Here is a 25,797-nt window from a genome sequence, read left to right on the forward strand (position 1 = left end):
AGAAGGCTCATAAGGTCTCCATATCCCGGGAACATGGAGGCCTTTTGTAGATACTTCTAAGCCTTTAGGATTCGTTCAAAAGAAAAATATTCAGGAGGAGATATGAAATTCAGCTTTGCTGTAGCAATTGCACTAATGGTAATCGTGATTAGTATTCCACTTACTGCAAAAACCGGAAAAATTGAAATACTTGAGAAGCGTATCGATCAGGTGAAATCTGAGCTTGATCTTACAAATGAACAGAAAGAGCGTATCGCACCTACTGTACAAGAGCAGAAAGAACAGTTTATGAAACTGAAGGAGAACTGTGGCAGAACAGAGTGTGATGACGAGAAGAATCGACGTAAAAGAATGGGTAGATGCCCTGAAATGCGTTCCTTCATGGCAGAATCCAGAGCCAAAATTAATGCTGAGTTAACTGAACAGCAACAGGAACAATTGGATGAGATGCTCAGAGGTATGCGACAGAATAAAAGACAGCGATGCCAGGGGAGAGAGAGGAGAACCGAAGGCTCAAACGCTCAGTGCCATTAATCTTATAAATAACTTAAGGGGTTGGGTTCAATTTGGATTCAACCCGTTTTGGTGAAAAAAAGCAAAGCTATTACTGACCAATCAACTTTTTGTATTCTGATGGTCCCTCTGTGAATAGATTTCGGCCAGTTGAATCGATAGCTACTATAAGAGGAAAATTTTCTACCGACAGCTCATGAATGGCTTCAGGTCCCAAATCTTCATACAGTAAAACTTTTGCCGATTTTATATGTTGTGAGAGCAGTGCACCCGCTCCACCTGTCGCGGAAAAATATACAGCCCCACATTCAACAATGGATTTAACTACCTGGGAACTTCTGTTTCCTTTCCCTATCATCGCGCTAAGGCCGCTGTTTTTAAGCAGAAGCGGGGTGTAACGATCCATTCGTGAACTTGTGGTAGGACCGGCACTTCCAATTGCCCTTTGAGGAGTTGGGGGAGTGGGGCCGCAGTAATAAATTACCTGTGATTTTAAATCCAGAGGAAGCGTTTTACCGGCTTCAATGAGTGCGCAGAGCCTTTTGTGGGCTGCGTCACGGGCAGTATAAACAGAACCGCTGAGGTATACCATATCACCGATCTTAAGTCGTTTAATTTCATCTTTTCCCAGTGGAGTGGTAAGAGAAATACTATTCATCTAATCTCCTTTTCAAAGAGAAATTACCGTTTTTCGTGCAGAGTGACAGTTAAGACTTACAGCCACCGGCAAACTTGCGATGTGACAAGGAAAATGTTCAATGTGGACTGCAAGCGCTGTGGTTTTACCACCCAGACCCAGTGGACCGACTCCACTTTGATTTATCGTAGTTAAAATCTCTTTTTCCAACTTGGCGTACAGCGGATCAGGATTCAGAGAACCTGCTTCACGCAGCAGTGCTTTTTTTGCCAGGTTTGCGGCCTTATCGCTTGTTCCTCCTATGCCTACACCCACTATAACCGGAGGGCAGGGGTTTCCACCTGAATCTATAACCGAATCGGTTACGAATTTAACCACCCCATCTTTTCCATCAGATGGTTTAAGCATCCTGAGGAAACTCATATTCTCGCACCCCCCTCCCTTTGGAAGGAGTGTTATGGTACAGGTGTCACCTTTCACCGGTTCCACATGAACCAGTGCAGGGGTGTTATCAAAGGTGTTAGTTCTTGAAAAGAGCGGATCACTAACTATGGACGCGCGCAGAAAACCATCTTTATACCCCTGTCGTGTGCCTTCATTTATCGCTTCGATAATTGTCTTATCATCACTGATGCACACGTCGGTTCCCATGGAAACAAAAAATACGGCAAATCCGGTATCCTGGCAAATGGGAATGTTTGAAGAGGAGCCGATCTGGCAATTGGTAATTAATTGCTCAAGGATCATTTTAGCTCTTGGGAACGGTTCTTCCCTGTAAGCATCCTTAATCTTTGAAAGAACATCATTGGGCAAATTGCAGGCTGCCTCAATACACATTTGCCGTATTGCTGATACAACTTTTTTATAGGGTAGTGTTTTCATGGCAGAAATTATCGAATACTTATGGTTTGTGCGAGTTGTTCCAGTTTAGATCTGTAAGCTTTAAAATCGAGCGTAGTATTTCGAGCCACACCAGAATCTATCGCGGCTTTTGCAACAGCTATGCTTTCCTCCACCAAAACGCGGGGATCAAGTGGTTTTGGTATAATATATTCAGGGCCGAAACTGAGCTTTTGCACTCCGTATGCTTCAAGAACCGTTTGAGGGACATGGGGATCGCGTGCAAGTGAAGCGAGCGCATGGGTTGCAGCAATTTTCATCTCTTCATTGATCGTTGTTGCATGTACATCAAGAGCGCCCCTGAAAATGAAAGGGAACCCAAGAACGTTATTTACCTGATTTGGAAAATCACTTCTGCCCGTTGCCATAATTAGATCATCTCTGACAGCGCACGCCTCATTATAACCAATTTCGGGATCGGGGTTAGCCATAGCAAAAATGATTGGTTTGTCTGCCATACTCTTTACCATCTCTGCAGTAACCAGCCCTGCCATACTTAGCCCTGCAAAACAATCTGCACCTTCAAGCGCCTGGGCAAGAGTACGTTTGTTTGTTTGTGCTGCAAATGGGTCTTTATATTTGTTCATTCCCTCTTTGCGCCCTTTATAGATAACCCCTCTGCTATCCACCATAAGAATGTTTTCCATTTTTACTCCCAGGGATGCATAAAGGTGAGCGCACGATATGGCTGCTGCACCAGCCCCCGAAAAGACTACCTTCACCTCTGAAAGCGGCTTATCCTGCAATTTTGCTGCATTAATGAGCGCAGCTCCGCTGATTATCGCGGTTCCGTGCTGATCATCATGGAAAACCGGTATATTCATCCGCTCCCTGAGCTTTTCTTCAATATAAAAACACTCAGGAGCTTTTATATCCTCAAGATTTATTCCCCCAAAAGTTGGCTCCATACTTTTAACGGTGCTTACAAACACCTCCGGGTCTTCTATATCCAGCTCAAGGTCGAAAACATCGATATCTGCAAACCGCTTGAATAAGATGCCCTTACCCTCCATAACCGGCTTTCCGGCCAGGGGACCGATATCTCCAAGCCCAAGTACCGCGGTTCCGTTGGTTACCACTGCTACCAGATTACCCCGGGCTGTATAACGATAAGCTGTATCAGGGTCATTTTGGATCTCTTTGCATGGTTGGGCTACTCCCGGAGTATAAGCAAGGGAGAGATCGCGCTGCGTTTTGCATGGTTTGGTTGAAATTACTTCGATCTTTCCAGCTCTGCCCTGTTCGTGATAGGTAAGTGAATCTTCTTTTGATACCATTTTTCTATTCCTGTTTCGGTAGATTATCTTTTGCTTTAAATTTGTCGTTGTAGCCCAATAATATAGAAAAAAAAGAGCCATACTACAAAAAAATTATCCGCAAGTGCTATATTTCTCTTTTATTCACAGCTGTTTACCTTCTTATTTTCAGGATAACTATGGTTAGAAGAGTTTTTTGTTGTATCACTGTTTTGTTTCTATGCATTAGTGGTGAGCCGGTTGTTTTAAACGGTGAAATGGTCCCTGAGCTTTTGGGTGAACCGCTCGGTTCAATTAGAGTTGTGCGCCGGGATGGCAGAGCATTACCGTTTCAGATTGATGAGGTTACTGAAGAGGGGGAGTATGTACTTCCTCAGGGTGAGTATCCAAACAGTGATGAGGGTAGTGGCTATTTGAAGAAGAGGGATGAAATAGTTTTTCTGTGGGATGATACAGATAGAGGTGGTAATACCTCTCCCAAAATAGAGAATGCCGTAGAGGTGAGCATAAGACGAGCTGGTGAAAAGAGAGAGGTGTTTTTACTATCTGATTCACAAATCCCTCTTTCTGAAAGACGGTATATAGAATATGAACATGATAGCGGGCTGTTACGCACCCCGTTTTACTATGCTCAGTTTGCAGAGGAAAGGTTTCATTTCACCAGAGCCGGTGTTCGTGATTTTGAAACCGGCACATACATAGATCTCACCAATGAGCTTCGTGTTGATATTCTCTTTAGAGCGCTGTGGGGGCTTCTTCCGATCAGGTACACAGAGGATAACATAATTTGCTATGTAAGGCGTTATAAGGTGGGGCCTGTGCGGCTGATCAGGCGTGGAGATTTCAGTCTGAATTTGGGGCTTGGGGTAAGAGGGAGCCGTGCTGCGGTGAATCAGATCTGTTATCCTTCAAAGGTAAAAGTGCCGGTGTATGTTCATGTACCATTCAGGTTCCGTTCATTCTTCAGTCATGCTCACATAGAGATGACTCCGGTGATGAATAAGGATGGAGAGCAATTTGCTTTCTCTGTTCCATCCCATGATATCAGGCAAGAATTTGGGGGAGAAAAAGATACCCTGTGGGAAGTGATTCCCGACAATACACTTTTTTCGGTAAAAAAGGGTGATAAAGGATACGGATGGTTACTCCAAACAACCATGGATAAATCCTTGCTTAGTGGTAGTGGGTTTGTGTTCAGGACTCCTTCAGAAAGAGAGGGGATTGGGGAGAGTGGTTATCGCCTTGGGGTACGCAATGTACGTAGGGGGTATTATCACATAACCAATTGGGTGATTTTTTCTACCGGTTCTGCTCAGTCTATAAATAAAGGACACAGAGCTTTGGTTGAACCGGCTGAAATACGCAATGGTAAAACGGGGTTTCAAAGCCGATTAAATGCACTCGATCCCATTATCTCGATTATGCAGGAGGAGTAAGGGAGCAGTAAATACAATTTAGCTTGACCCGTTAGAGGCAGGCAACGTATGATTTAAACTGAATGGCACAAGTTTGTTTTTAATGGTAGTATTCATTTGCTGGTAAGGTGGTTTAAAACTAATAATCTGCTCTACCCGGAGGTGGGCCAATGAAAACCCCAAAAAACGAAGATACTAATTCGGTTGTAACGGTTGGGATGTTGGGAAAAGTTATAGCTGCAGAGGATTCCATAGGGAAAAACAACTCACTTAGTGATCTTTGTTCCCGGGTTAAGCAACTTACATGTTCCTACGAAGATGTCGCTGAGCAGATTGAGGATAATGCTTATAATGAATGCGAAAGTGGTAACCTTAACTATGCTATAGAGCAACTTGTTTCGGTGGCGTTCTTTTTTGAAAAACTTGAGAATAAAAACGAAGAAGTAAGTCGTGATCTGGCACAAATCTATCTATTGATTGGCCAGATTTATCAGTACTGTGGCTTTTTTGAAAAGAGTATCCTGTGGCTTAAGCGATCGGTGGTGGTTGATGATCAGTTCGCTGCTCCTTACCATAGTCTTGCCATCTCCTACAAAAATAACGGTGATATCAAGATGGCCCAAAAGTCTCTGATACAGGAAATCACCGTTGAGCCAGGCAACTACTACTCTTATCTGCTGTTAGCGGATCTCTATGAACAGAGCCAGGAGTATGAGGAGGCTGAGAGGTGTTTAATCAATCTACTGAAAAGAGATCCTCAAAACAGCCAGGCACTTCACCGATTAATCGTCTATTATAAAAATTCTGATCCTAAACTGGATACCGACCTGCTCAGAAAAAGGATCATAAACAAAAGCAGCAATTTAAACCGCATAGAAGTACTTATTCGGACCTATCATCTATGTACCGAGTCTCACTTCAATGAAGCACTTCAGTTCATTTTTAGCTGGTCGGAAAAGTTTCCCCACGTAACTATCACTCATCTTGTAGCGGCACATATCTATGGGGAACTGGGGCAGTATGCACGAAAAAGAAGAGAACTTTCCCTTTTTAAGCAAAGAAATCATGGCAGAGAACAAATCATTTTGAATAAACTTGGAGAATTTCAGGTGATTTTTGGAAAACAGGCTGCCGGGAGACTAAAAAACAAGTTGCTTGTTTCCTATCCGGGTGCAAATTAATACCACAAAAAAAATAACTGTTAAGAGAATCGGTCGCTTAATGCAATGTTAAACCTTCCTTAAGCTGCTCATTTATTTTACCCTTCTTTCGATCAGAATATTCTTTCTTTTAGAGGTGACATTTTTTTAATTGAATAATGTATATTAGAAAAATTGTTTTTTTAGCGAATAACCTTAACAGGAAAATCGATGAATCAGAGCATAAGAAAAAAATCCGCATTCGAGCTTAACCATCTTAGTGAAATTGCTGAACTGGCGTATCAGAAAAACAAAATCGAGCAGCAATTATACCAAAAATATAACGTTAAACGTGGGCTTCGAAATGCAGATGGAACCGGTGTTCTGGTTGGACTTACAAAAATTGGTGATGTGCATGGGTATATTCTCGATGAAAATGAGAAGGTACCGGTTGAGGGCAGGCTCAGGTACCGTGGCATAGATATAAAGGAGATTATTGAGGGGTGCCGCCGTGAAAACAGGCCCGGCTTTAATGAAGTGATCTATCTTCTTCTTTTTGGAAATTTGCCAAACAGGGATCAGCTTGAGCATTTTAAGGAGATGCTTGGGGCATGCAGAGATCTGCCCAATGGGTTCACCGAAAATATGATCCTTAAAGCTCCCAGTCGCAATATCATGAACAAACTGGCACGTTCTGTTCTTGCCTGTTACTCCTATGATGAAAATCCTGATGATTTAAGTATAGAAAACGTGCTGCGTCAAAGCATTGAACTTATCGCCCGTTTTCCTACTCTGGTGTCTTATGCTTACCAGGCAAAATGTCACTACTATGATGGAAAGAGTCTGGTTATTCATAAACCACAGCCAGAGTTAAGCACTGCTGAGAACATTCTCCACATGATTAGGCCAGACTCTTGCTATACTCAGCTTGAGGCAGAGACACTTGATCTTTGTCTTATAATACATGCTGAGCATGGGGGGGGTAACAACAGTGCGTTTGCGCTTCACGTTGTTTCCTCATCTGACACCGACACCTACTCCGCAATAGCTGCTGCTGTTGGTGCCATGAAAGGTCCTAAGCACGGTGGGGCAAATATTTATGTGGCAGATATGATGGAGGAGATAAAGCAGCAGGTAAAGGACTGGAAAGATGAAGATGAGATAAGTGCTTATCTCTCTAAAATTCTTAATAAAGAAGCTTTTGATCGTACCGGACTTATTTATGGAATGGGGCATGCAGTGTACACGCTTAGTGACCCCCGTACTATGGTGTTAAAGGGTAAAGCTGAGGAACTTGCAAGAGCAAAGAACCGGGAGGATGAGTTTGAACTCTTCAGGACTGTGGAACGTCTGGCTCCGGAAGTATTTGCACAATTTAAGGGAAGAAGGCATCTTGCTGCAAATGTCGATTTCTATTCCGGATTTGTGTATAATACCTTAAACATCCCCAAGGAACTGTATACACCTATATTTGCTATCTCAAGGATAGCCGGCTGGTCTGCGCATAGAATTGAAGAAATAGTCAGCGGTGGAAAGATAATCAGGCCTGCCTATAAGAGTGTATCTGCCAAAAAACCTTTTACACCTATTGATCAAAGATAGTTTGATCGACTATAGTGACTCCTGTTGTCATCATCGCCCAAAACATTGTAAACCCCTGTTGTATTTATAACTGCCGCCCCTGCTGCAATGTTATTATTGATCAAAGTGTCTTTGAGTGTTGGCCGGTTAGAGAATATGGAACAGTTGTTGAATATCAGTAATTAAAAAGTTAAGGGTATGTTTAGTGTTGAGAAACGGGCTGAATCTATGGCCCTTAGCTCTAATGCTATGGATAAAATAACAGGGGAGTAGTATATTAAAAAAAGCCATAGTTTGAATCGGTATTTCGTTTCACCAGTGCATAGGGATTTCTTAAAGTGATTATGGAAAAATTAACGGGAGAATACGAAGGGGTGAAAAATTATATACTCGATACTACAGTTCTTCTCTATGATGCTCAGGCACTCTTTAATTTTAGAAAAAACAATGTGATTATCCCTATCACTGTTATAGAGGACATCGATCATTTTAAAAAAGAGGTTAGTGAGATCGGCAGAAGTGCCCGGCAGACCTCAAGAATACTCGATACTCTAAGAAACAGAGCCAATCTCTCTACCGGTGTGAAGCTTGAAAATGGTGGGATGCTGTTTGTTAAAACCGGTGCAGGATCAACCTTCAGAAAACTTCCCGATGAACTAAGGGAGCGTAGCAGAGATAACCTGATACTGGCTATAGCGCTTCAGGTAAAAGAACAATCGGATAAACCGGCTATATTCGTATCTAAGGATATCAATCTTCGTATAAAGGCTGATGCTCTGGGGCTTGATGCAGAAGACTATGAATCGGACAAGGTAGATATCGAGGAGCTTTATCCCGGGTTCAAAAATATTGAGGTATCCGGTAATACAATTTCCCGGTTTGTGGAAAATGGTTTTTGTTCTTTGGAAGAAAAACTTCTCCCTAACCAGTATGTTTCCCTTATTTCCCAGCAGGATTCTCAGTTATCATACCCGGGACGTTTTGATGCCCTGGAGGAGAAAGTAGTGAGCGTTTCTCCTGAAAACAGGGAAGGGGGGTGGAGGATCACTCCAAGAAACAGAGAACAGGCATTTGCAATGGATGCCCTCTTAAATGACGAAATTCAGCTTGTTACACTCGTCGGTAAGGCCGGTACCGGTAAAACGCTTCTTGCCGTAGCTGCATCTCTGTTTAAAACAGTAGATGAAAATATCTACAGTCGTATTCTGGTTTCCCGGCCAACTCTGCCGCTGGGCAAAGACATAGGGTACCTTCCGGGTACTGTTGAAGAGAAGCTTACTCCCTGGATGTACCCGATAGTGGATAATGTTGAACTTTTAATGAGAAAAGACAGCAAGTCTTCACGGCAGAGTCGTGGTTTTCGCGAACTGGTTGAAATGGGTATCCTTATTGTCGAACCCCTTACCTATATCAGAGGGCGTTCTATTCATAATCAATACCTTATAATAGACGAAGCACAAAATCTCACACCACATGAAATCAAAACCATCATTACCCGGGTGGGGGAAGGCACAAAAATCGTGGTTACCGGAGATCCCTACCAGATCGATAACCCCTATATCGACTCTTCAAGTAACGGACTTTCCTATGTGGTTGAAAAGTTTAAAAAACAGGATGTGGCTGCGCATGTAACTCTCACCAGAGGTGAACGGTCCCGCCTTTCTGAGCTTGCTGCCAATTTGCTCTGAACACTGTTTGGGAGTAAGTGGTATAAGCTCACTTATAATTTTACCCCTGAGTCTTTGTTTGTTGTTCTTTCTGCTCCCCCCAAAAAAAACCGACCACTGCTATATGTAGGGGTTTATTATCCAGTGTCTACTTAATTTAAGACCATTTATTCTCTCTTTTACTTATTTACCCAAAAAAGACTACCTGAAATCTTAGTAAATTATTAATTTCAAGTAGTATAGTTGATCGATTTCTCTGTTTTGGGGAATATATGAAACATATCATTGTAATTTTAGCGCTTTGCGCCATAGTGAACGGCGGTGTGCGCAAGGAAATTTTTGGAGAATTATCGGGGGTATATCCTGCAGGGGATTACTTTGTTACTGGTACAATATATGTGCTTAGAGGAAAAACCTTGCATTTTGAAGCCGGTAGCAGACTCTACTTTGAGCAGTTCTCAGGAGTAACGGTGTTTGGAACTTTGATTCTTGAGGGCAGTGATGAGCAGCCGGTAACATTAACTTCAGCTCAGAAACTACCCGAACGACGACAGACTCCCGAGTCTTTTGACTGGAACGGGGTAGAGTTAAACGCTGATGCGGTGTTAATGAATGCCGAAAATACCATTATTACCCACAGTGTTTTTGGGTTTAATATCAAATCACATCAAACACCCGTAAGTCTGACCAATGTGCAGTTTGATAATATTGGGTATGCAAGTGTAGTACGGGATGGAAAGATTGTCACGCTTCTTCCTGAGAAACCGTATAGTAACCAGTGGAATATAAGCTCTGGTGATTAGAGCTACCGGCGACTCTAAAGAGGAGTCTGTTCGGGCAAATGCAGCAAGGGGAGCAAGCGGTGGAAAATTATACACAATCAGATACGAGAGATATACATGAATAAACTGAATCTTACTGTAGTCATCCTCTCTCTTTTATTTGCTAATACCTTCGCACTTACTGATCAGGAGATTGAATATTACCGGAATCAGGGCTTTTACGTTATAGAAAACAGTTTTCCATCAACTGTGACTCACGGTGTGTATTTGGTCACAAACGATTTAGAGATCGCACCTGGTGAGCGTGTTGAAGTTGAGCCGGGCACACTGATTCTTTTTATGAAAAACGCCGCTCTTAAGGTGAAGGGAACACTTATATGCCGTGCTACTCCACGCTCTACGGTCACCTTTTCTTCACTTCCTGCTCAAAGCTATAAAGAGCCTGTATCTAACGACGATGAGGTGATGTGGAGAGGAATAAAGGCCTTTGAAAATTCGACCATTGATATTCGTTACTGTAACATAAATGGTGCACTGGTAGGGGTTGAGCTTACATCACAGAACCTCTCCTTTGAATCAGAGATGGTTAATTTCAGGTACAATTTTTTAAATCTGGTGGTTTCTGATGTAATAGCTCCGGTAAAAGACGGGCAGTTTACCTCTGTTTCTCTGGGGCCAGACGACATACCCGATTATATCGCTTCCATAGAAGACTACAAATATGCAACGGATGTTTTTGATCTGTTTGCTGTTGAAGAGCAAAAGAGAAACAGACGTTCAAAACTCAGACGAGTCAGTATTATTTCTGCAACCACGGGAGCTGCGATCACCGCAGCATCATTTGCAGCATTTGGCTACTTTAATAACCAGTATAACAATTCAACCGATCGCTCCAAATTTAGCCCATCTCAAGTCGATTTGTATGAAAGAAGAAGACAACAGAGCTTTGATGCCGGGTTGGCAAGTGCGGTGTTCACCGCGGTCGCTGTTTCAATGATATTTTTTACAATTGAGTACTGATATTCTTTGTGAATATAGAATACCTACATAAGGAGATGAAAGATGCATAAGAACCAGATCACGGTTTATCTCTTTTCGGCCCTATTTCTGGTTTTTTTACGCTGCGCATTGGATGTGACAAACCCTGTTTCCAGTAATTATGAGGGAGATTATAAATTCGAAATCACAACGGAACTTGAAAATGAAAATGGTACCATTTTTACCCCCTACACGATCATAGTAAATAATCTTGGAGAAGATCAGTTTCTTCACTTTTTACTTACCACCGAGAAAAATGGCGTATTAAAAAAGGATACCATTTCACTTAATGATTCTGCCACAGTTACCTTCGTAAAAGAGTATGATGGGCAATTAAAAGTGACAGGTGTACGCCCAAACGATAAAACACTTACAGAAACGATAGATATATCGATCATTAATTCTATTTTTATTAGTGGGCCGGATTCCAGTAGCAGATCGGTATCCAGTGACACAGGGAAAATTGAATTCTTTGTGAATTTCAGTGAAGAATCAGAACTAAGCGACATGTTTATAGACTGGTATGTTAATGACTCTCTGGCACAAAACCTCAAAATTACCCAACCATTCACCTTTTATGCAGAAGAGGAAGGTGATTTTACAATTGTCGCGAAGTTTTCAGATTACGATTTAATAATCACCAATACACTTAGTGTGAGAAAAAATCAGCCTGTGTTAACATGCAGGGACAAACGAATTGTCTCGATGCCGGGGCAGACCATAACACTTACTGCTCCATTTGAAATAGAAGAGGGTACACCACACCTTTATCATTGGGAAAACAAGTCCGGAAATATAGATACAACTACTACAACCGATACACTATTCATTGTTTTTGATGATCCGGGAGAGTATAAAATAGATGTATGGTTTAGTGAAGAGAATAACGTTAACAGCCAGGCTTGTGTAATAGAGGTTGTTATCAATCAACCGGGTATACCAGTTATCGAAAGTATTAAAATCGATGCACCTGATTCGATATTCGTTCACAGTAAGAGTAAAATAAATATAGAAGCATCAGATAAAGATGGTAGTGTTGAGTGGCTGTATATGGCCAGAGATACTACCCGGGAAAGTGTATTAGACAGTATAAAAACTACCGGGGAAACGGTAGATACATTTTTCGTTCATATCTTTGAGGAGTATGACGTAAATGAGTTGTACTTTTGGGTAATAGATGATGAAAGTAACCGTTCACGAATAGAAAAGAGAGAATTCAATGTACGCAAAGGTAAACCGGTGATAGATACTGCCTGGATTGAAAGAGATACCATTTTCAGGGGGGATAAGGTAAAGCTCCATGTCTCTGCAATCAGTATAAATGGAACGGTTGAGGAAATACGGGTAGATTTGGCGCAAAATGATGCTCAGATCCAAAAAGTATCTGATTCGGTGTTTACAATTGTACCCCAGTCAGATGGCATCTGTACTCTGATTGTATATGCAGTTGATGAGCATGGATTTGAATCTCTAAAGGATACCACGTTACTTACTGTACTACCGGCGGATCCTCGTATCGATAGCCTGAGGCTTGTTACACCTGCCGATACTCTTTTTGCAGGTGAGAAACTTTTGGTCGTTTTGAGCGCTTCAGATCCTGATAACCTTCTTGATAGCGTCACAGTGTGGATATCAAAGGATGGTGAAGAAAGACGAAGAACACGAGAGGTTTTAGAAAACTCTGCAGAAGTTGAATTCCACTTTAGAACGGTCTCCGATACCGGAAAATGGGTGATCAGTGCCAAAGCAGTAAACAGTAAAGGGTATGAGTCAGAGGTAAAAAGAGACTCTGTTTTGGTTGAACCGGGATATCCGGTTATCCGTTCCATAAAACCGGATATCCCGGTGTGGGTTCTTGATCCTGTGGAAATTGTTATTGATGCCTACGATAACAGTGAAGTTGAGCGGTATTGGGTAAGTATTGATGGTGGAACAACCTGGAAGGAATCGGAATCCGGAACAAATTCTGTTTTGTTGGAGAATGGTTTTCCACTAACAGAGGATGATACTACCTACCTGGATGTATTGGTTAGGGTTAGGGATGATATGGGTTTAGAGGCAGAGAGGGAGTTTAAGCTCGAGGTACTGCTCGGTGTGCCAAAGCTTGAGGGATTCGTTTCCGGAGCAGGCGCTGAGAAGGATACATTTTTTGTGGTGGTGGATACTGGAGCCGGAACGTATCCGCTTCATGAGTTAGGCGCACGCGCTTTAGTAGGTGAAATAGAGCAGTATTACTGGAGCTTTGAAGAGTCGTTTGATACATCCGTTGCACAGAGTAGTTCTGATCCCGTTATTGAGATAGACGTAGCGGATAGTGTGATAAATGACAAAGCAGCTACCATGTGGATCTACGCCCGTGACAGTCGTGGTATACTGGGAGGCGGGGAGTTTGTGGTTGTGGCGGATAGTGTGCCGCCGGCACCAAGTCATTTTGATCGTGAAATAGTCGAAAATTCTGTTGTTCTGAAATGGAATGCTGTTCAGGACGCCTATGATGGGCCGGATACCCGTGTTCAGATCTATGTAAAGGAGGGCATATCTGGGGAGCCCGACAGAGCATTATTTGATGAAGATAATTTACCAACCCTTGGTGATGGGACTTTTGGTACAGAAACGGTGGCAGGTTATGACTACTTCACCTATAAATTTGAAGCTTCGTTTACCGGACCTGGTCGCTGGCGGGTGGTGCTCGAGGATGCCAGAGGTAGTAGAACTCCGGGTACAGATGTAGTTTCGCTTACAGCGCCTTAGTAACGTGATGTCAGATCATAATTAACTGATCTGACATCAGCAAAACCTTCAAGAGTGTACAATACCGAATACGATGAACGGTATATGTGGGATTGGGAATATCCCGCGCTTTCAGCGCTTGGGTTCATTTACGCACCTTCACCCGGGGCTGCGCCAGCGGACTGGCTTACCCCGGGCTATTATATTTCGCGCTTTCAGCGCTCCGGAAGGGGATTTGGCAGCAAGGTTCCGTTATATATATTTCGCTTCTTCAGCGCTCCGGAAGGGGATTTGGCAGCAAGGTTCCGTTATATATATTTCGCTTCTTCAGCGCTCCGGAAGGGGATTTGGCAGCAAGGTTCCGTTATATATATTTCGCGTCTTCAGCGCTCCGGAAGGGGTTTTGGCAGCAAGGTTCCGTTATATATATTTCGCGCCTTCAGCGCTCCGGAAGGGGATTTGGCAGCAATGTTCCATTCTATAGATTTCGCGCCTTCAGCGCTCCGGAAGGGGATTTGACAGCAATGTTCCATTCTATAGATTTCGCGCCTTCAGCGCTCCGGAAGGGGTTTTTCGGTAGCAAGGTTCCGTTCTATAAATTTCGCACCTTCAACGCATCTTAATTGGATATTCGGCAGCTAAGGTTCCAGTCTATTAAAACCGTATCTTCGACGCTTCGCAATGGTAATTCAAATTTCACGTTTTCAGTGCTTTGGAAGGACAATTAAGGCAGCAAGGCTATTTACTCTTTCTTTAGCCCTGATAAGGGCGTGATTTAAAAGCCCAGGGTAAGACGGTCTTCCGTCGCGGCCCTGGGTCGAGTGGGCGAAAAATTCCTCAAGCCCTGAAGGGGCGTGATACCCTGAGATGGAGGTTCTGCCGTAAGCTGTGGAATCAAGGAGGTTGAAATGTCGATTCAGGTATTTTCGCGCTGTTTATTCAACCCCGCGTATTAACCTTTTAATCTTCAATCTCCAAACACCTTTTCAGGATTCCACCACCGTATAAAACCCCGGTCGTTTTCTTACCACAAACCGCTTACCTCGTCCATTGGTTACCGTTTCTGATCGGTCACAGTGTGACACACAATCATCGTCACAGAGGCGCTTTCCGCATCCGGAGATATTTCTTATAAGACATTGACGGGAAGTCATGAGTGCTCGTTTTAGATTTAGGGCACTCCATAATTCAATGTGTGGTGGAATCGCTACTGCTCCACGCTCCTTTTTAGAAAACTCAGGAGAAAGAAACACTCCGCAAAACCCCTCTATGGACATCAGTGCCCTAACAGCATAGGAATTTACTATGTTAAAGCCTGGCCCGGCTATCCACTCTATACCCATTTTGGAAGCTTCGTGTGCGATGCCACTGTTATCAGTGACAATACGTCTTCCATCAAGCATTTTTAGCAGTTCTTTAGCCCTGCTAAAATCTGTTCCAATGAGTATGGAGCTGAATAAAGGGGTAATACCCTGATTACTATTAATCATTTCTGCTGTTTTAGCTACATTACCAATTCTGTGTGGAAGCACAAGGATGGTTGCATCACTGTCCTTTTTCAAATGGAAACCGGCCGAAATATCATCAATAAAGAAAGCCTTTTTCGCTCTCTTATCATTGAATGCAGCGTGCGCAACGGGTGGAACAGTAAACCGTGAAGAATCTATTGTTACACCACTGAGCTTCCCGACAGCTTCACATCTAAGCCGGTTCAGTTCTTTTTGGGGGATAAAACAATTGGGCGCAAGCTCCTGCAGATCAAGTTCACCCAGAACAAACTTGCTTGCCCCGAGTCGTGAGAACTGAGAAAAGAGAATTTCCCGGTCAAGGGGCCTTTTTGACGCTTCCGACAGAGGCACCTTTGAATAAAGGGTAACGCTTTCCTTTGGAGTTGTAAATACTGCTTTTAGATTAGTACCAGTGGTGCCCGACACACTGATCTTCAGAGGCACTCTCGTCCAGTTTACCTTTTCGATTATTGCTTTTATGTTGTCCGCTGTTTCCGACAGATCCTGTGTAAATACCTGACATCCCTTACTGATCTTACCCATCAGTTTATGCTCAATATTAAACTTGTAGTCAAATGCGTCTATCTTTTTCTCAAGAATACCTTTGCAGATAAAGGTAAAATCTGTAGTATAGATAAGTATTTCGGTGTTGGGTGGCGGATTGGTTTTGGCATCGAGAGTTAAAACCTTTTTATCAGCCCAGTAACGCGATACGTTCGCGATCAGCTTAAGAGACTGATCCCGTGATGTAGCAATAAACATATCTGAGCTGAGTTTCCCTTGTATATAACCGGAGGTAAAATCCCTGTTAAAGACCGTTTCCAGCCGTTTGTCTTCACTGCGAAGCGTTTTACCAGCTTCTAATGCATCAACCTGTTCTCTCCAGGCAGAAGTTACATTGTATACGTAGGCAAACTTTTTAATCCGTCCCTCTATCTTAAAAGAATCCACCCCCGCATCATAGAGCGCCTTGGCTTGGGGAAAAACAAAGTTATCTTTAAGGTTAAACACCGCTTTTGCGTCACTATTATTCTTTCTGCTTTGCGCTAAATACTGACGTCTGCAGGGCTGTACACATTCACCTCTGTTGCCCGATTTTTTGCACAGGTTACTGCTTAGATAACACTGGCCGGAGAAGGAGACACAAAAAGCTCCGTGCACAAAAGCTTCCACCTTTATAGAATGCTTATGGGCCGTATGGCAGAGTGGTTTTATCTCTTTTGCAGAAAGTTCTCGGGAGATGTTTATCTGTGATACTCCAAAGTGCGAAAGAAAAGATATCTGTCCCTCATTGTGAGTGGTGAGTTGTGTTGATGCGTGTACTTCAATCTCCGGCAGATGTGACCGTATGAGGTGCAGTAATCCAAGGTCCTGCACGATCACAACACGGATGCCTGCCTTGTAGACCTCTTTAAGAAGCTCAAAAACCCGGGGGAGTTCATGATCAAATATAAGGGTGTTCAGTGTTAAATAGAGCCTGCAATCCCTTTGTTGTGCAATACGCGCAAGGTTCTCAAGCTCCTGAACAGAGAGGTTAGCGGCTCTTTGACGGGCATTAAATGAGCTGGTTCCGCAGTAAACGGCATCCGCGCCGGCGCAAATGGCAGCTTTCACACTTTCTGTGTCACCACCGGGGGCGAGGAGTTCAATCTTTTTATCTATCTTTTCACTCATCTTTTTACAATTATCAAATAAGGAACAGTTAATTTCGAAGTAAAATATGGTATATTTAACCCCAAAGCATGAAAAAAATTACTTATTCTTAACACTGCAGGCAATTAAATGTTTCTACCCACCACCGCCAAAGAGGTAAAAAACTTAGGCTGGAAACAGCTGGATATAATTCTTGTGACCGGAGATTGCTACATCGATTCACCGCTGGTTGGTGTATCGGTAATAGGCCACTGTTTAATGGATGCAGGATTCAGGGTTGGGATCATTGGCCAGCCTGATATCAGGACTTCAAACGATATAACCCGACTTGGTGAGCCGGCCCTCTTTTGGGGCGTTAGCGGTGGGTGTATCGATTCGATGGTTGCAAACAGAACCGCATCAGGCAAACCGCGCCGAACCGATGACTATACTCCCGGGGGGATAAACAACAAACGTCCCGATCGTGCAGTGATTGCCTATTGCAATCTGATCAAGGCTCATTTTAAAAACAGTGCTCCCATTGTACTGGGGGGGCTTGAAGCGTCCCTTAGAAGAGTCGCGCATTATGATTACTGGTCAAAAAAAATACGTAAATCGATTCTGTTTGACAGTAAAGCCGATTACCTTCTCTACTCCATGGCGGAAAAATCGGTGGTTGAACTTGCCTGGCACCTGAAAAAGGGGCAGGATCCACGCGCGATTCGCGGACTATGTTTTATCGCTGAAAGTGCTCCCGGTGAAGGTATTGAGCTTCCGGAATTTGAAACGGTGCGATCCGATAGATGCGCATTTACCGAAATGTTTAATTTATTCTATAGAAATAACGATCCTGTAACAGCCAGGACCCTCTATCAGAAGCAGGATACACGTTTTTTGATTCAAAACCCGCCTCAGCCCTATCTTACAGAGAAGGAGCTTGATACCGTGTACTCTTTTGATTACATGCGCGATGCTCATCCTTATCATCTGAAGAATGGGCCTGTGAAGGCACTGGATACCATTCGCTTTTCGGTCTTGACTCATCAGGGATGTTATGGTGAGTGCAGTTTCTGTTCAATAGCGGTGCATCAGGGACGCGGTGTCAGGTGTCGCAGTAAAGCATCTATTGTAAATGAAGTAAAACGCGTTGCCGCTCATCCACTGTTTAAGGGAAATATCATGGATGTGGGCGGCCCCACTGCCAATATGTATGGTTTTGAATGTTCGAAAAAGCTTAAAAAGGGTGCGTGTGCTGATAAGGCATGTCTGTTCCCTGAAGTTTGTTCGTCAATGAAGATCGATCACTCAAAACAGATTACCCTTCTCAATGATATAAAGAAAGTTCCCGGCGTCAAACGGGTGTTTGTAACCTCAGGTATTCGCTATGATATGATCCTTGCGGACAAAAGTAATGGCACCCGATACTTAAAGACACTTATCCGCAGCCACATTTCCGGACAGATGAAAATTGCCCCGGAACATTGTTCTTCAGCAGTTCTGAAAAAAATGGGAAAGCCTGCTATAAATACCCTCTTACAATTTAAAAAACTTTTTGAACGACTTACAAAAGAGGATGGTAAAAAGCAGTTTTTGTCCTACTATTTTATCGCGGCTCACCCTGGGTGTGGTTTGAAAGAGATGAGACATCTAAAACAGGTTTGCTCAAAGGATCTTCACTATATACCAAAACAGGTTCAGCTTTTTACACCTTCACCATCGACGCGTTCGACTATGATGTACTGCACGGGAATCGATCCTTTCACCACCGAAAAGTGCTTTGTGGAAAAAAGTGATGCGGGACGAAAGAAGCAGATATCAGTGGTGTTGTAAGGCTCGATAAGGAGATGGGAAGGATTGTCCCGGGTGGATCGAAACTACAAAAGGTACTACGCTTTTTTTGTTCAGACATTTTCCAATAAAAATGCTTGCCGAAAGTAGCTGTTCCTAACGTCAGTATACAGAGTAACCCCGGGTATACTGTAAACTGTTACATTCAGTGAGCACCTGCGTAAGTTTCAACCAGGTATTTAGCTTCAAGTGCCGGGTAGAGAGGGTACTGATAATACTCTTCGGGGAGCCATTCAAACGAGAGGCTGTCAGTCGCTTTGAATTCAAGATCATGTTCTATGCCGCTATGAATACTCCCTTTACCTCTGTCCCAGAAAAAACCTGGCTGAGAAGGTGAATCGTAGTACTGAACTGCCCGGTTTGCGTCTTTTGTGTACTGGTTTTCTGCAATCACCTCTGCTTCAACGCCTATGCCCACAGTGTATTCACTTATATTTTGATACAGATTATTAAACAGGTGGACCTTGCCGTATCGTACACGCGGGTGGTTTTGCGCTGTTTGATACCAGTAGTTGTGATGCAATGTTACCATAAGGAAGCCACGGTCATCAGTATGAGAATCATCATGACCAATGATAGATGAAGAATTTTGGTTATAAAATTTATTCCATGACAGGGTGATATAGGTTGCTTGTCGCTTTATATCCACAAGTCCATCGGTGCAATCGGAAAAAGTATTGCGATTAATCCAGATATTTGATGCGCCTTCTTCTATCGATATCGCATCATCAGCAGCATTGGAAAAAGTGATATTTCGAATAATAATATTAGTCGCATCAGAAATGATAAAACCACCATCAAAAATCTGTGCGCCACTGAGACCCTCTATGGTTTTATTTGAAGCTATATGGAACATTCTTCTGGATGGATCACTTAACACAGGGTTGTGGGGTAATTCAATGGTTCCGGATATTTGTATGGTTAATGGTAGGGGAGATTGTATTTGTTCAATGAGCTCCTGAGCGCTTCTAACTGTTACCGTATCACCGCTTCCACCACCGGTCGTTCCGTTACCCAGTGTGGCGAATCCGTAAAGCGAAAAATCGGGTGCAGGTTTTGTGGCCGAAAGTCGCGAAATACGCCATAACTGCCTGTCATTATCGGTAGTTGGACTGAGCACAACAGAAGCATCATTCTCTGAAACCCCAAGTGCAAGGGAGTTACCGTAATTAACTATTCTGAAATGTTCATTTCCAATAGGTTCGAGTGTCCAGCTGTTATAGATGCTGTTTCTGTTTCTGTCCTGTATCGCAAGGGTGATATCATCTGTCTCTTCTGTGTTGATTAAATTATCACTGTAGGCATTAAACAGATAATAGTTATTATCCTCGATCTCTTCGACTCTCCAGTAGTTATAAATTGCGCCATTGTCACTGCCCTGAGTAAGTGGTGATTGGATCTCTGTGTTACCATTTTCGATGCTTAGTGGCAAACCACTGCTTTCATTAACTATAGTATAATAGTTATTCAAAAAGGAGATAGCTGTATCGGTTTGGTTGGTTAGGGTTACTGTATCGCTGCTGTACTGTGAGCCCGAAGAGATAAATGGTGTTGTGACTTCTAGGCTGGCGTAGTCGCCGGAAATTGGACTGATAAGAATTGTATAGCTGCCTTCAGGTAGATCTTCAAAAGTGAAAAGTCCGGTAACAGGATTGATTTCGACGTCTCGTTCAATGCCGTAGATATGTGCTGTTGCGGAGATGTTTCGTTCATCTGAAGACTGAACTGTACCGGTAATCGAAATGAATTCCCTGATGGTATCGGGTGGGAGTATAAAGTCCTGCGATGTTAATTCAGTTTCAAAGCTGATTAGAATAGCACTATTATTTCTGTCATTGATTTCGATGCTATAGGTACCTGTTGTTACGGAATCGAAATAGAAAACCCCGTTATTATCGGTTAACCCATCGGCAACGGTAGCCACAGAGGTAGGGGTGCTGTCATGGTTGCTGAGATACTCTGCAGGACGAATGCGTACAGAAGCGTTTTCAACTGCATTGCCCTGAGGATAGAATACCTGGCCAAAGATACTGTTGGTGGTTTCTGTGCCTGCTCCACCAGCGATATCGCTTGATGAAGTGCACCCGGTAAGAAGGAGTAAAAATATCAGTAAAACCGAAATCATCATGTATCCTTTTCAATAGTTGCCATAGGAAACATCTGGATGTTGAGCTGATATACAGAGTCGGCATTTTCTGTCTGTTTTGCCATATTTAAAAGTTCTGTGCGAAAGTTAGTGATAATCTCATTATACCTGGATAGTTGAGATTCGTCTATTGTTATGGTAACAGTCGATATGTTTCTTTTTTCCTTTGGATGGCGAAAGAGCGATTCTGCTGCAAGACGAATTGTTTCCTGCTGATACTTCTTTATCAGAATAGTTTTTATGGAGTCCTCTCCACTGGTAATAAACCTATTTTTAAGGACATACTTACCATCGCTGTTCTTTTCTATCAGATCCAGTTTCTCCAGTAGCTCCTTTGATTCACGGACCTCTTTTGCCGAAATGGGCGGTGTGAGCATCTTACCCAAAGTTTCAAAGTCATCTGAGAAGGGATAGATATGAATGAGGGTAAGGATGGCAGAGTGATACCATTTGGTATAAAATTCATATTGCCATCGTTGCAGAGAGTGTTTTGCCACTCCTTTGAGAGACATGAGTTCATTAAGGTATTTACTGGTATCGGTGTCGTTTTTAGCCTTATTTAATCGCACCAGGCAGTAGAAATACTGTTCTTCCTTGCTGTTGAGTTTACAGAGTTTGATAAATTTTGGTATATCCTTATGGGCGAGGTGTCTTTTTTTATGAAAGATTTTGCTTATATGTGATGCATCTATACCGACTTTGTTGGCGATAAAGCGGTAGGAGAACCAGACACATCTCTTTTTTTTCTGAAGGTAGTAAGCCTTCAGAAAATCCCGGTATTCTAAGTAATCATATAGTGAGATCATATAGTGTAATATACGGAAAAAAAAAAGTAAGAGGTGATAAAAAAGGGCAAATTAGAAAGAAAACTGTGGTCAAAAATGCCCACGGAGTACTTAAAAACGAGGTCTATTTATGCACCTATCAGGCAGTTAGGGGCTTTTGAAAAGCAAAAAAATGCCCACACCCTGTCTTGCATCGCAATAAGCGGCATTAACTTTGCAAGTTCTTATACTCAAGTACCTATAGTTATTTAACCGTGGAGTTAGCTGGATGGTAATAGATGTAAATAATGTTTGGCCTGGAAAGGCTTATCCTCTAGGGGCTACCTGGGATGGAGCTGGTGTTAATTTCGCCCTCTTCTCTGAGAACGCAACCGGTGTAAAATTGTGTTTGTTTGATGGTGATGGGGGCACAGAGTTTGCACAGATCGATATAAAGGAGCAGACCGATCAGGTGTGGCATCTGTATTTACCACAAGCCAGGCCCGGTCTTCGGTATGGGTACAGGGTAGAGGGACCCTATGCACCCGGTGAAGGTCATCGGTTCAATCCTTCAAAGCTGCTTCTTGACCCGTATGCCAGGGCTATTGATGGCACCATTAAGTGGGATGATTCTCTCTTTGGGTACAAGGTAGGTGAGGGTGATATGGTCAGGGATGATACCGACAGTGCCCCCTTTATTCCAAAGTGTGTGGTAGTCGATCCTGCATTCAGTTGGGGAGGGGATATGCGGCCCCAGATCCCCTGGCACAAAACGCTCATCTACGAGATGCACGTAAAGGGTTTTACGCAACTAAGCCAGGAGGTGCCAAAAGAGGTACGTTCCACCTATTCGGGCTTATGTACCCCTAAGGTGATTGACTACTTGCATTCACTGGGAATAACCGCGGTTGAGCTGTTGCCGGTTCATCAGTTTTTTGCCGATAGGTTTTTGGTAGAAAAGGGGCTTACCAATTACTGGGGGTATAACTCTATTGGTTTTTTCGCGCCGGATTGCCGCTATTCCAGTACCGGCAGCCTGGGCGAGCAGGTAGATGAGTTTAAGACCATGGTTAAAACGTTTCACCGGGAAGGAATAGAGGTGATTCTTGATGTAGTCTATAATCACACAGCAGAGGGTAATCATCTTGGACCCACTCTTTCTTTCAGAGGGATCGATAACCTTAGCTATTATCGACTTTCAGAGCAGGATAGGCGCTATTATGTGGATTATACCGGATGTGGTAACTCTCCAAATATGTTAAATCAGCACGTGCTTCAGATGATCATGGACAGTTTACGCTACTGGGTAACGGAGATGCATGTGGATGGTTTTCGCTTTGATCTGGCTTCAACTCTGGCCAGGGAACTTCATGATGTGAACAGGCTTGGGGTGTTTTTCGATGTGATTCACCAGGACCCTGTGATCTCCCAGGTTAAATTAATTGCTGAGCCCTGGGACCTTGGTCCGGGAGGGTATCAGGTGGGAAATTTCCCCACGCTTTGGGCCGAATGGAATGGAAAGTACCGCGACACAGTACGGCATTTCTGGAAGGCTGATCAGGGACAGGTGGGGGATTTGGCATATCGGCTCACCGGGAGCAGCGATCTGTATGAAAGCAGTGGAAGAAGACCGTATGCAAGTATAAATTTCATTACTGCTCATGACGGATTTACTCTAAGGGATCAGGTAAGTTACAATCAAAAGCACAATGAAGATAACTTGGAAGAAAACCGTGATGGAACAGATGACAATATAAGCTGGAATTGTGGAGTGGAGGGGCCAACAAACGACAAGGCGGTAAATGAGTTAAGGGCGCGTCAGATGAGAAACTTTATCTCTACACTCATTCTTGCTCAGGGAGTACCAATGATTACGGCCGGTGATGAGTTTGGGCGCACGCAGCACGGGAACAATAACCCCTACTGTCAGGATAATGATATCTCCTGGATAAACTGGGACATTAGCCCTGAGGGAAAACAGCAGCTTGACTTCACTCGGTTTTTAATTAAATTGTTTAAAGAGCACCCGGTATTTCAGAAAAGGAAATTTTTCAGCGGAAGAAACAGGTATTCATCCAAGTATAAAGATGTTACCTGGTTTCATCCCGAGGGGCACGAAATGAGTAAAAAGGATTGGCTCAATCCCCAAATTCGGTTTCTTGGGTTGCGCCTTGCGGGGGATGTGATGGAGGAGATTGATGAGCATGGAGAGCGACTGGTGGATGACACCTTTCTTATGCTGCTTAATGGCCATTCCAAGCCTATATCATTTATCTTGCCAACCTGTCCCCAAAAGGACAGCTGGGAGCGGCTTTTTGACACAGTGAATTCCTGTGTAGACAAAGAGCCCATTCTGTTTCGTTGCGGTAAGCCCTATAAAATGGAAGCGCACTCATTTGCTCTTTTTATAATAAAACGGGATTCATCAGATGCAGTAGACAAGTACAGGGAGAATTGTGAACAGGATTCAAAAAAATAATCAGCTGACTAAACAAAATGAAACGATAGCGGGTGAGAGTTTACGGGTTCATAACTCTGCCATAGCCGATATGTTTTATGAATACGCCGATTTGCTTCAGATCAGAAATGAAAATGCTTTTAAAATACGGGCCTATCGTAATGCGGCAAGAACCATTACTTCACTTCCCGGCGATATACATGAGTCTGTTGAAAATGGTGAAGATTTATCGCAATTGCCGGGGATAGGCAAAGATTTGGCTTCAAAAATTGCGCAGATTGCAAAAACGGGGCGTTTTGATGAATTGGAAAAACTTCGGGAGACGATGTCCCCTGAGCTCTCCAAACTTATGCAAATTGAGGGATTGGGGGGGCGAAGAGTTGGTGTTTTATACAGGGATTTGGGGATAGACTCCATAGAAAAACTTGAGCGGGCGGCCAAAGAGCACAAAATTGCTTCGCTGAGGGGTTTTGGGGCGAAAACAGAGAAGGCGATACTCGAAAATATCGAGAAGAGTCGTCGCTATGTTAAGGGTATACTGTTAAGTGAGGCCCAGGAAATTGCTTCACTGTTCACCCGCTATATGCGGGAAAGCGAGTATTGTGATACGGTGGTGGTGGCGGGGAGTTTCAGGAGGAGAAAAGAGACTGTAAGAGATCTTGATATACTGGTAACAAGTTCATACCCCCGGGAAGTTACAGACCATTTCTGTAACTATCCCTTTGCTATGAAAGTTAGCTCAAGGGGGCCAACCAGATCATCGGTAGCACTTCGCAACGGCTTTAAGGTAGATCTTAGAGTGGTGCCTCAGGAAAGTTTTGGTGCTGCTCTACATTATTTCACCGGTTCACAGGCCCACAATATCGCGGTGAGGAAAAGAGGGGGTAAGCGGGGATTAAAGATCAGTGAGTATGGTGTGTTCAGAGAAGAAAAAAGGGTGGCAGGGAGAACAGAGCAGGAGGTGTTTAATGCTGTGGGGTTGCCCTATATCGAGCCGGAGCTGCGCGAAGACCGGGGAGAGATTGACGCTGCGCTTGAGAGAAAATTACCCAAGCTGGTAAAGAGAAATGATATTTTGGGGGATCTGCATACGCACACCAATTATACCGATGGGGTAGCGTCGATTGAGCAGATGGTTGAGGCGGCAAAGAAGCGTGGCTATAACTATGTGGCTGTAACGGACCACTCAAAGCGCATCGCTATGGCTCATGGTCTCGATGAGAGTGCTTTACGGGGGCAGATGGAACGGATCGATCTTTTAAACGAACAGGTTAAACCATTTACAATTCTAAAAGGTATCGAAGTCGATATTCTCGAGGATGGAACACTTGATCTTCCCGACTCGGTTTTACGGGAGCTTGATGTGGTGGTTTGTTCTGTTCATTCTAAATTCTCATTATCTCCGCAAAAGCAAACAGAGCGAATAATTCGGGCAATGGATAACCCCTGGTTCTCTATTTTTGCTCATCCAACCGGAAGGCTTATAAATAAAAGGCCACCAATGCAATATGATGTAGAAAAAGTATGCAAAGCTGCTTCTCAGAGAGGGTGTTTTATAGAAATTAACAGTTCTCCGGAGCGGCTTGATGCCAATGATTTGTTTTGTATGACTGCCAGAACGTTTGGGATACCGGTGGTTATTTCCAGTGATGCGCACCGGGAAAGTGATCTGGACAATATCGCCTTTGGCCTGGATATGGCTCGGCGAGGGTGGGTAGAGAAAGGTGAGGTGTTAAACTGTCTCTCTGTTAAGAGTTTAAAGGCGCGGTTAAAGAGAGGGTAG

At 43.4% G+C, this 25,797-nt stretch carries 18 protein-coding genes; 11 read left to right on the forward strand and 7 right to left on the reverse strand.

The genetic code is table 11. The features are described 5' to 3' along the window. The first annotated feature begins 102 nt into the window (after positions 1–102). On the forward strand, positions 103–534 hold the full coding sequence (locus QA601_05715) for a Spy/CpxP family protein refolding chaperone (protein MDG5814562.1): 432 nt from the start codon (positions 103–105) through the stop codon (positions 532–534). Between the two features lie 70 nt (positions 535–604). On the opposite strand, the gene QA601_05720 is transcribed toward QA601_05715, so the two are convergent. Genes QA601_05720 through QA601_05730 form a run of 3 tightly spaced genes read right to left on the reverse strand, consistent with a single transcriptional unit; the run spans position 605 to position 3,327 of the window. After that, on the reverse strand, positions 605–1,171 hold the full coding sequence (locus QA601_05720) for a Fe-S-containing hydro-lyase (GenBank protein MDG5814563.1): 567 nt from the start codon (positions 1,169–1,171) through the stop codon (positions 605–607). Between the two features lie 12 nt (positions 1,172–1,183). Then, on the reverse strand, positions 1,184–2,032 hold the full coding sequence (locus QA601_05725) for a fumarate hydratase (GenBank protein MDG5814564.1): 849 nt from the start codon (positions 2,030–2,032) through the stop codon (positions 1,184–1,186). An 8-nt stretch (positions 2,033–2,040) separates the two neighbouring features. Further along, positions 2,041–3,327: a malic enzyme-like NAD(P)-binding protein gene (locus QA601_05730; protein MDG5814565.1), complete on the reverse strand. Its 1,287-nt coding sequence runs from the start codon at positions 3,325–3,327 to the stop codon at positions 2,041–2,043. Between the two features lie 158 nt (positions 3,328–3,485). On the opposite strand from QA601_05730, the gene QA601_05735 reads away from it, so the two are divergent. The 7 genes from QA601_05735 (at position 3,486) to QA601_05765 (ending at position 13,679) form a co-directional block, all read left to right on the forward strand. Next, positions 3,486–4,742, forward strand: coding sequence for a hypothetical protein (locus QA601_05735; GenBank protein ID MDG5814566.1), 1,257 nt, complete (start codon positions 3,486–3,488; stop codon positions 4,740–4,742). 149 nt (positions 4,743–4,891) lie between these two features. Next, positions 4,892–5,902 carry a tetratricopeptide repeat protein gene (locus QA601_05740; GenBank protein ID MDG5814567.1) on the forward strand — a complete coding sequence of 337 codons (1,011 nt, stop codon included), beginning with the start codon at positions 4,892–4,894 and terminating at the stop codon, positions 5,900–5,902. Positions 5,903–6,091: 189 nt separating this feature from the next. Further along, a complete protein-coding gene (locus tag QA601_05745) occupies positions 6,092–7,462 on the forward strand; it encodes a citrate/2-methylcitrate synthase (GenBank protein MDG5814568.1) in 1,371 nt (456 codons plus the stop codon). 323 nt (positions 7,463–7,785) lie between these two features. Then, complete coding sequence (locus tag QA601_05750) at positions 7,786–9,129, forward strand: PhoH family protein (protein ID MDG5814569.1); 1,344 nt, start codon at positions 7,786–7,788, stop codon at positions 9,127–9,129. A gap of 251 nt (positions 9,130–9,380) precedes the next feature. Further along, positions 9,381–9,911 (forward strand): hypothetical protein, encoded by a 531-nt coding sequence (locus tag QA601_05755; GenBank protein ID MDG5814570.1) that lies wholly within the window; start codon positions 9,381–9,383, stop codon positions 9,909–9,911. A gap of 96 nt (positions 9,912–10,007) precedes the next feature. Further along, positions 10,008–10,910 carry a hypothetical protein gene (locus QA601_05760; GenBank protein MDG5814571.1) on the forward strand — a complete coding sequence of 301 codons (903 nt, stop codon included), beginning with the start codon at positions 10,008–10,010 and terminating at the stop codon, positions 10,908–10,910. A 42-nt stretch (positions 10,911–10,952) separates the two neighbouring features. Next, complete coding sequence (locus QA601_05765) at positions 10,953–13,679, forward strand: hypothetical protein (GenBank protein MDG5814572.1); 2,727 nt, start codon at positions 10,953–10,955, stop codon at positions 13,677–13,679. Here the strand turns inward: QA601_05765 and QA601_05770 are convergent. Both QA601_05770 and QA601_05775 read right to left on the reverse strand, forming a co-directional pair. Then, a complete protein-coding gene (locus tag QA601_05770; GenBank protein MDG5814573.1) occupies positions 13,676–13,807 on the reverse strand; it encodes a hypothetical protein in 132 nt (43 codons plus the stop codon). The genes QA601_05765 and QA601_05770 overlap by 4 nt on opposite strands. A gap of 837 nt (positions 13,808–14,644) precedes the next feature. Then, positions 14,645–16,840 carry a U32 family peptidase gene (locus QA601_05775; protein MDG5814574.1) on the reverse strand — a complete coding sequence of 732 codons (2,196 nt, stop codon included), beginning with the start codon at positions 16,838–16,840 and terminating at the stop codon, positions 14,645–14,647. A 108-nt stretch (positions 16,841–16,948) separates the two neighbouring features. Between QA601_05775 and QA601_05780 the strand changes: the two genes are divergently transcribed. Next, on the forward strand, positions 16,949–18,628 hold the full coding sequence (locus QA601_05780) for a YgiQ family radical SAM protein (protein MDG5814575.1): 1,680 nt from the start codon (positions 16,949–16,951) through the stop codon (positions 18,626–18,628). 163 nt (positions 18,629–18,791) lie between these two features. Here QA601_05780 and QA601_05785 read toward each other — a convergent pair whose 3' ends face one another. Next, entirely contained in the window at positions 18,792–20,774 is a 1,983-nt protein-coding gene (locus QA601_05785; GenBank protein MDG5814576.1) for an RICIN domain-containing protein, read from the reverse strand. Continuing rightward, positions 20,771–21,598 carry a TIGR02147 family protein gene (locus QA601_05790; GenBank protein MDG5814577.1) on the reverse strand — a complete coding sequence of 276 codons (828 nt, stop codon included), beginning with the start codon at positions 21,596–21,598 and terminating at the stop codon, positions 20,771–20,773. The genes QA601_05785 and QA601_05790 overlap by 4 nt, the downstream gene beginning before the upstream one ends. Before the next feature lie 247 nt (positions 21,599–21,845). Between QA601_05790 and glgX the strand changes: the two genes are divergently transcribed. Together glgX and polX are read left to right on the forward strand one after the other, a co-directional pair. After that, positions 21,846–24,035 (forward strand): glycogen debranching protein GlgX, encoded by a 2,190-nt coding sequence (glgX, locus tag QA601_05795; protein MDG5814578.1) that lies wholly within the window; start codon positions 21,846–21,848, stop codon positions 24,033–24,035. Next, entirely contained in the window at positions 24,013–25,797 is a 1,785-nt protein-coding gene (gene polX, locus QA601_05800; protein MDG5814579.1) for a DNA polymerase/3'-5' exonuclease PolX, read from the forward strand. The genes glgX and polX overlap by 23 nt, the downstream gene beginning before the upstream one ends.

This window comes from Chitinispirillales bacterium ANBcel5 (assembly GCA_029688955.1).
GTDB lineage: Bacteria > Fibrobacterota > Chitinivibrionia > Chitinivibrionales > Chitinispirillaceae > Cellulosispirillum > Cellulosispirillum alkaliphilum.

Excerpts from the sequence above, each read along its gene's own strand:
- QA601_05750 (MDG5814569.1), top strand. The coding sequence starts at position 7,786 with ATGGAAAAATTAACGGGAGAATACGAAGGGGTGAAAAATTATATACTC.
- QA601_05775 (MDG5814574.1), bottom strand. The coding sequence starts at position 16,840 with ATGAGTGAAAAGATAGATAAAAAGATTGAACTCCTCGCCCCCGGTGGT.
- QA601_05770 (MDG5814573.1), bottom strand. The coding sequence starts at position 13,807 with ATGAACCCAAGCGCTGAAAGCGCGGGATATTCCCAATCCCACATATAC.
- QA601_05720 (MDG5814563.1), bottom strand. The coding sequence starts at position 1,171 with ATGAATAGTATTTCTCTTACCACTCCACTGGGAAAAGATGAAATTAAA.
- QA601_05715 (MDG5814562.1), top strand. The coding sequence starts at position 103 with ATGAAATTCAGCTTTGCTGTAGCAATTGCACTAATGGTAATCGTGATT.
- QA601_05745 (MDG5814568.1), top strand. The coding sequence starts at position 6,092 with ATGAATCAGAGCATAAGAAAAAAATCCGCATTCGAGCTTAACCATCTT.
- QA601_05760 (MDG5814571.1), top strand. The coding sequence starts at position 10,008 with ATGAATAAACTGAATCTTACTGTAGTCATCCTCTCTCTTTTATTTGCT.
- QA601_05780 (MDG5814575.1), top strand. The coding sequence starts at position 16,949 with ATGTTTCTACCCACCACCGCCAAAGAGGTAAAAAACTTAGGCTGGAAA.
- glgX (MDG5814578.1), top strand. The coding sequence starts at position 21,846 with ATGGTAATAGATGTAAATAATGTTTGGCCTGGAAAGGCTTATCCTCTA.
- QA601_05740 (MDG5814567.1), top strand. The coding sequence starts at position 4,892 with ATGAAAACCCCAAAAAACGAAGATACTAATTCGGTTGTAACGGTTGGG.
- QA601_05730 (MDG5814565.1), bottom strand. The coding sequence starts at position 3,327 with ATGGTATCAAAAGAAGATTCACTTACCTATCACGAACAGGGCAGAGCT.
- QA601_05725 (MDG5814564.1), bottom strand. The coding sequence starts at position 2,032 with ATGAAAACACTACCCTATAAAAAAGTTGTATCAGCAATACGGCAAATG.
- QA601_05755 (MDG5814570.1), top strand. The coding sequence starts at position 9,381 with ATGAAACATATCATTGTAATTTTAGCGCTTTGCGCCATAGTGAACGGC.
- QA601_05785 (MDG5814576.1), bottom strand. The coding sequence starts at position 20,774 with ATGATGATTTCGGTTTTACTGATATTTTTACTCCTTCTTACCGGGTGC.
- QA601_05790 (MDG5814577.1), bottom strand. The coding sequence starts at position 21,598 with ATGATCTCACTATATGATTACTTAGAATACCGGGATTTTCTGAAGGCT.
- QA601_05765 (MDG5814572.1), top strand. The coding sequence starts at position 10,953 with ATGCATAAGAACCAGATCACGGTTTATCTCTTTTCGGCCCTATTTCTG.
- QA601_05735 (MDG5814566.1), top strand. The coding sequence starts at position 3,486 with ATGGTTAGAAGAGTTTTTTGTTGTATCACTGTTTTGTTTCTATGCATT.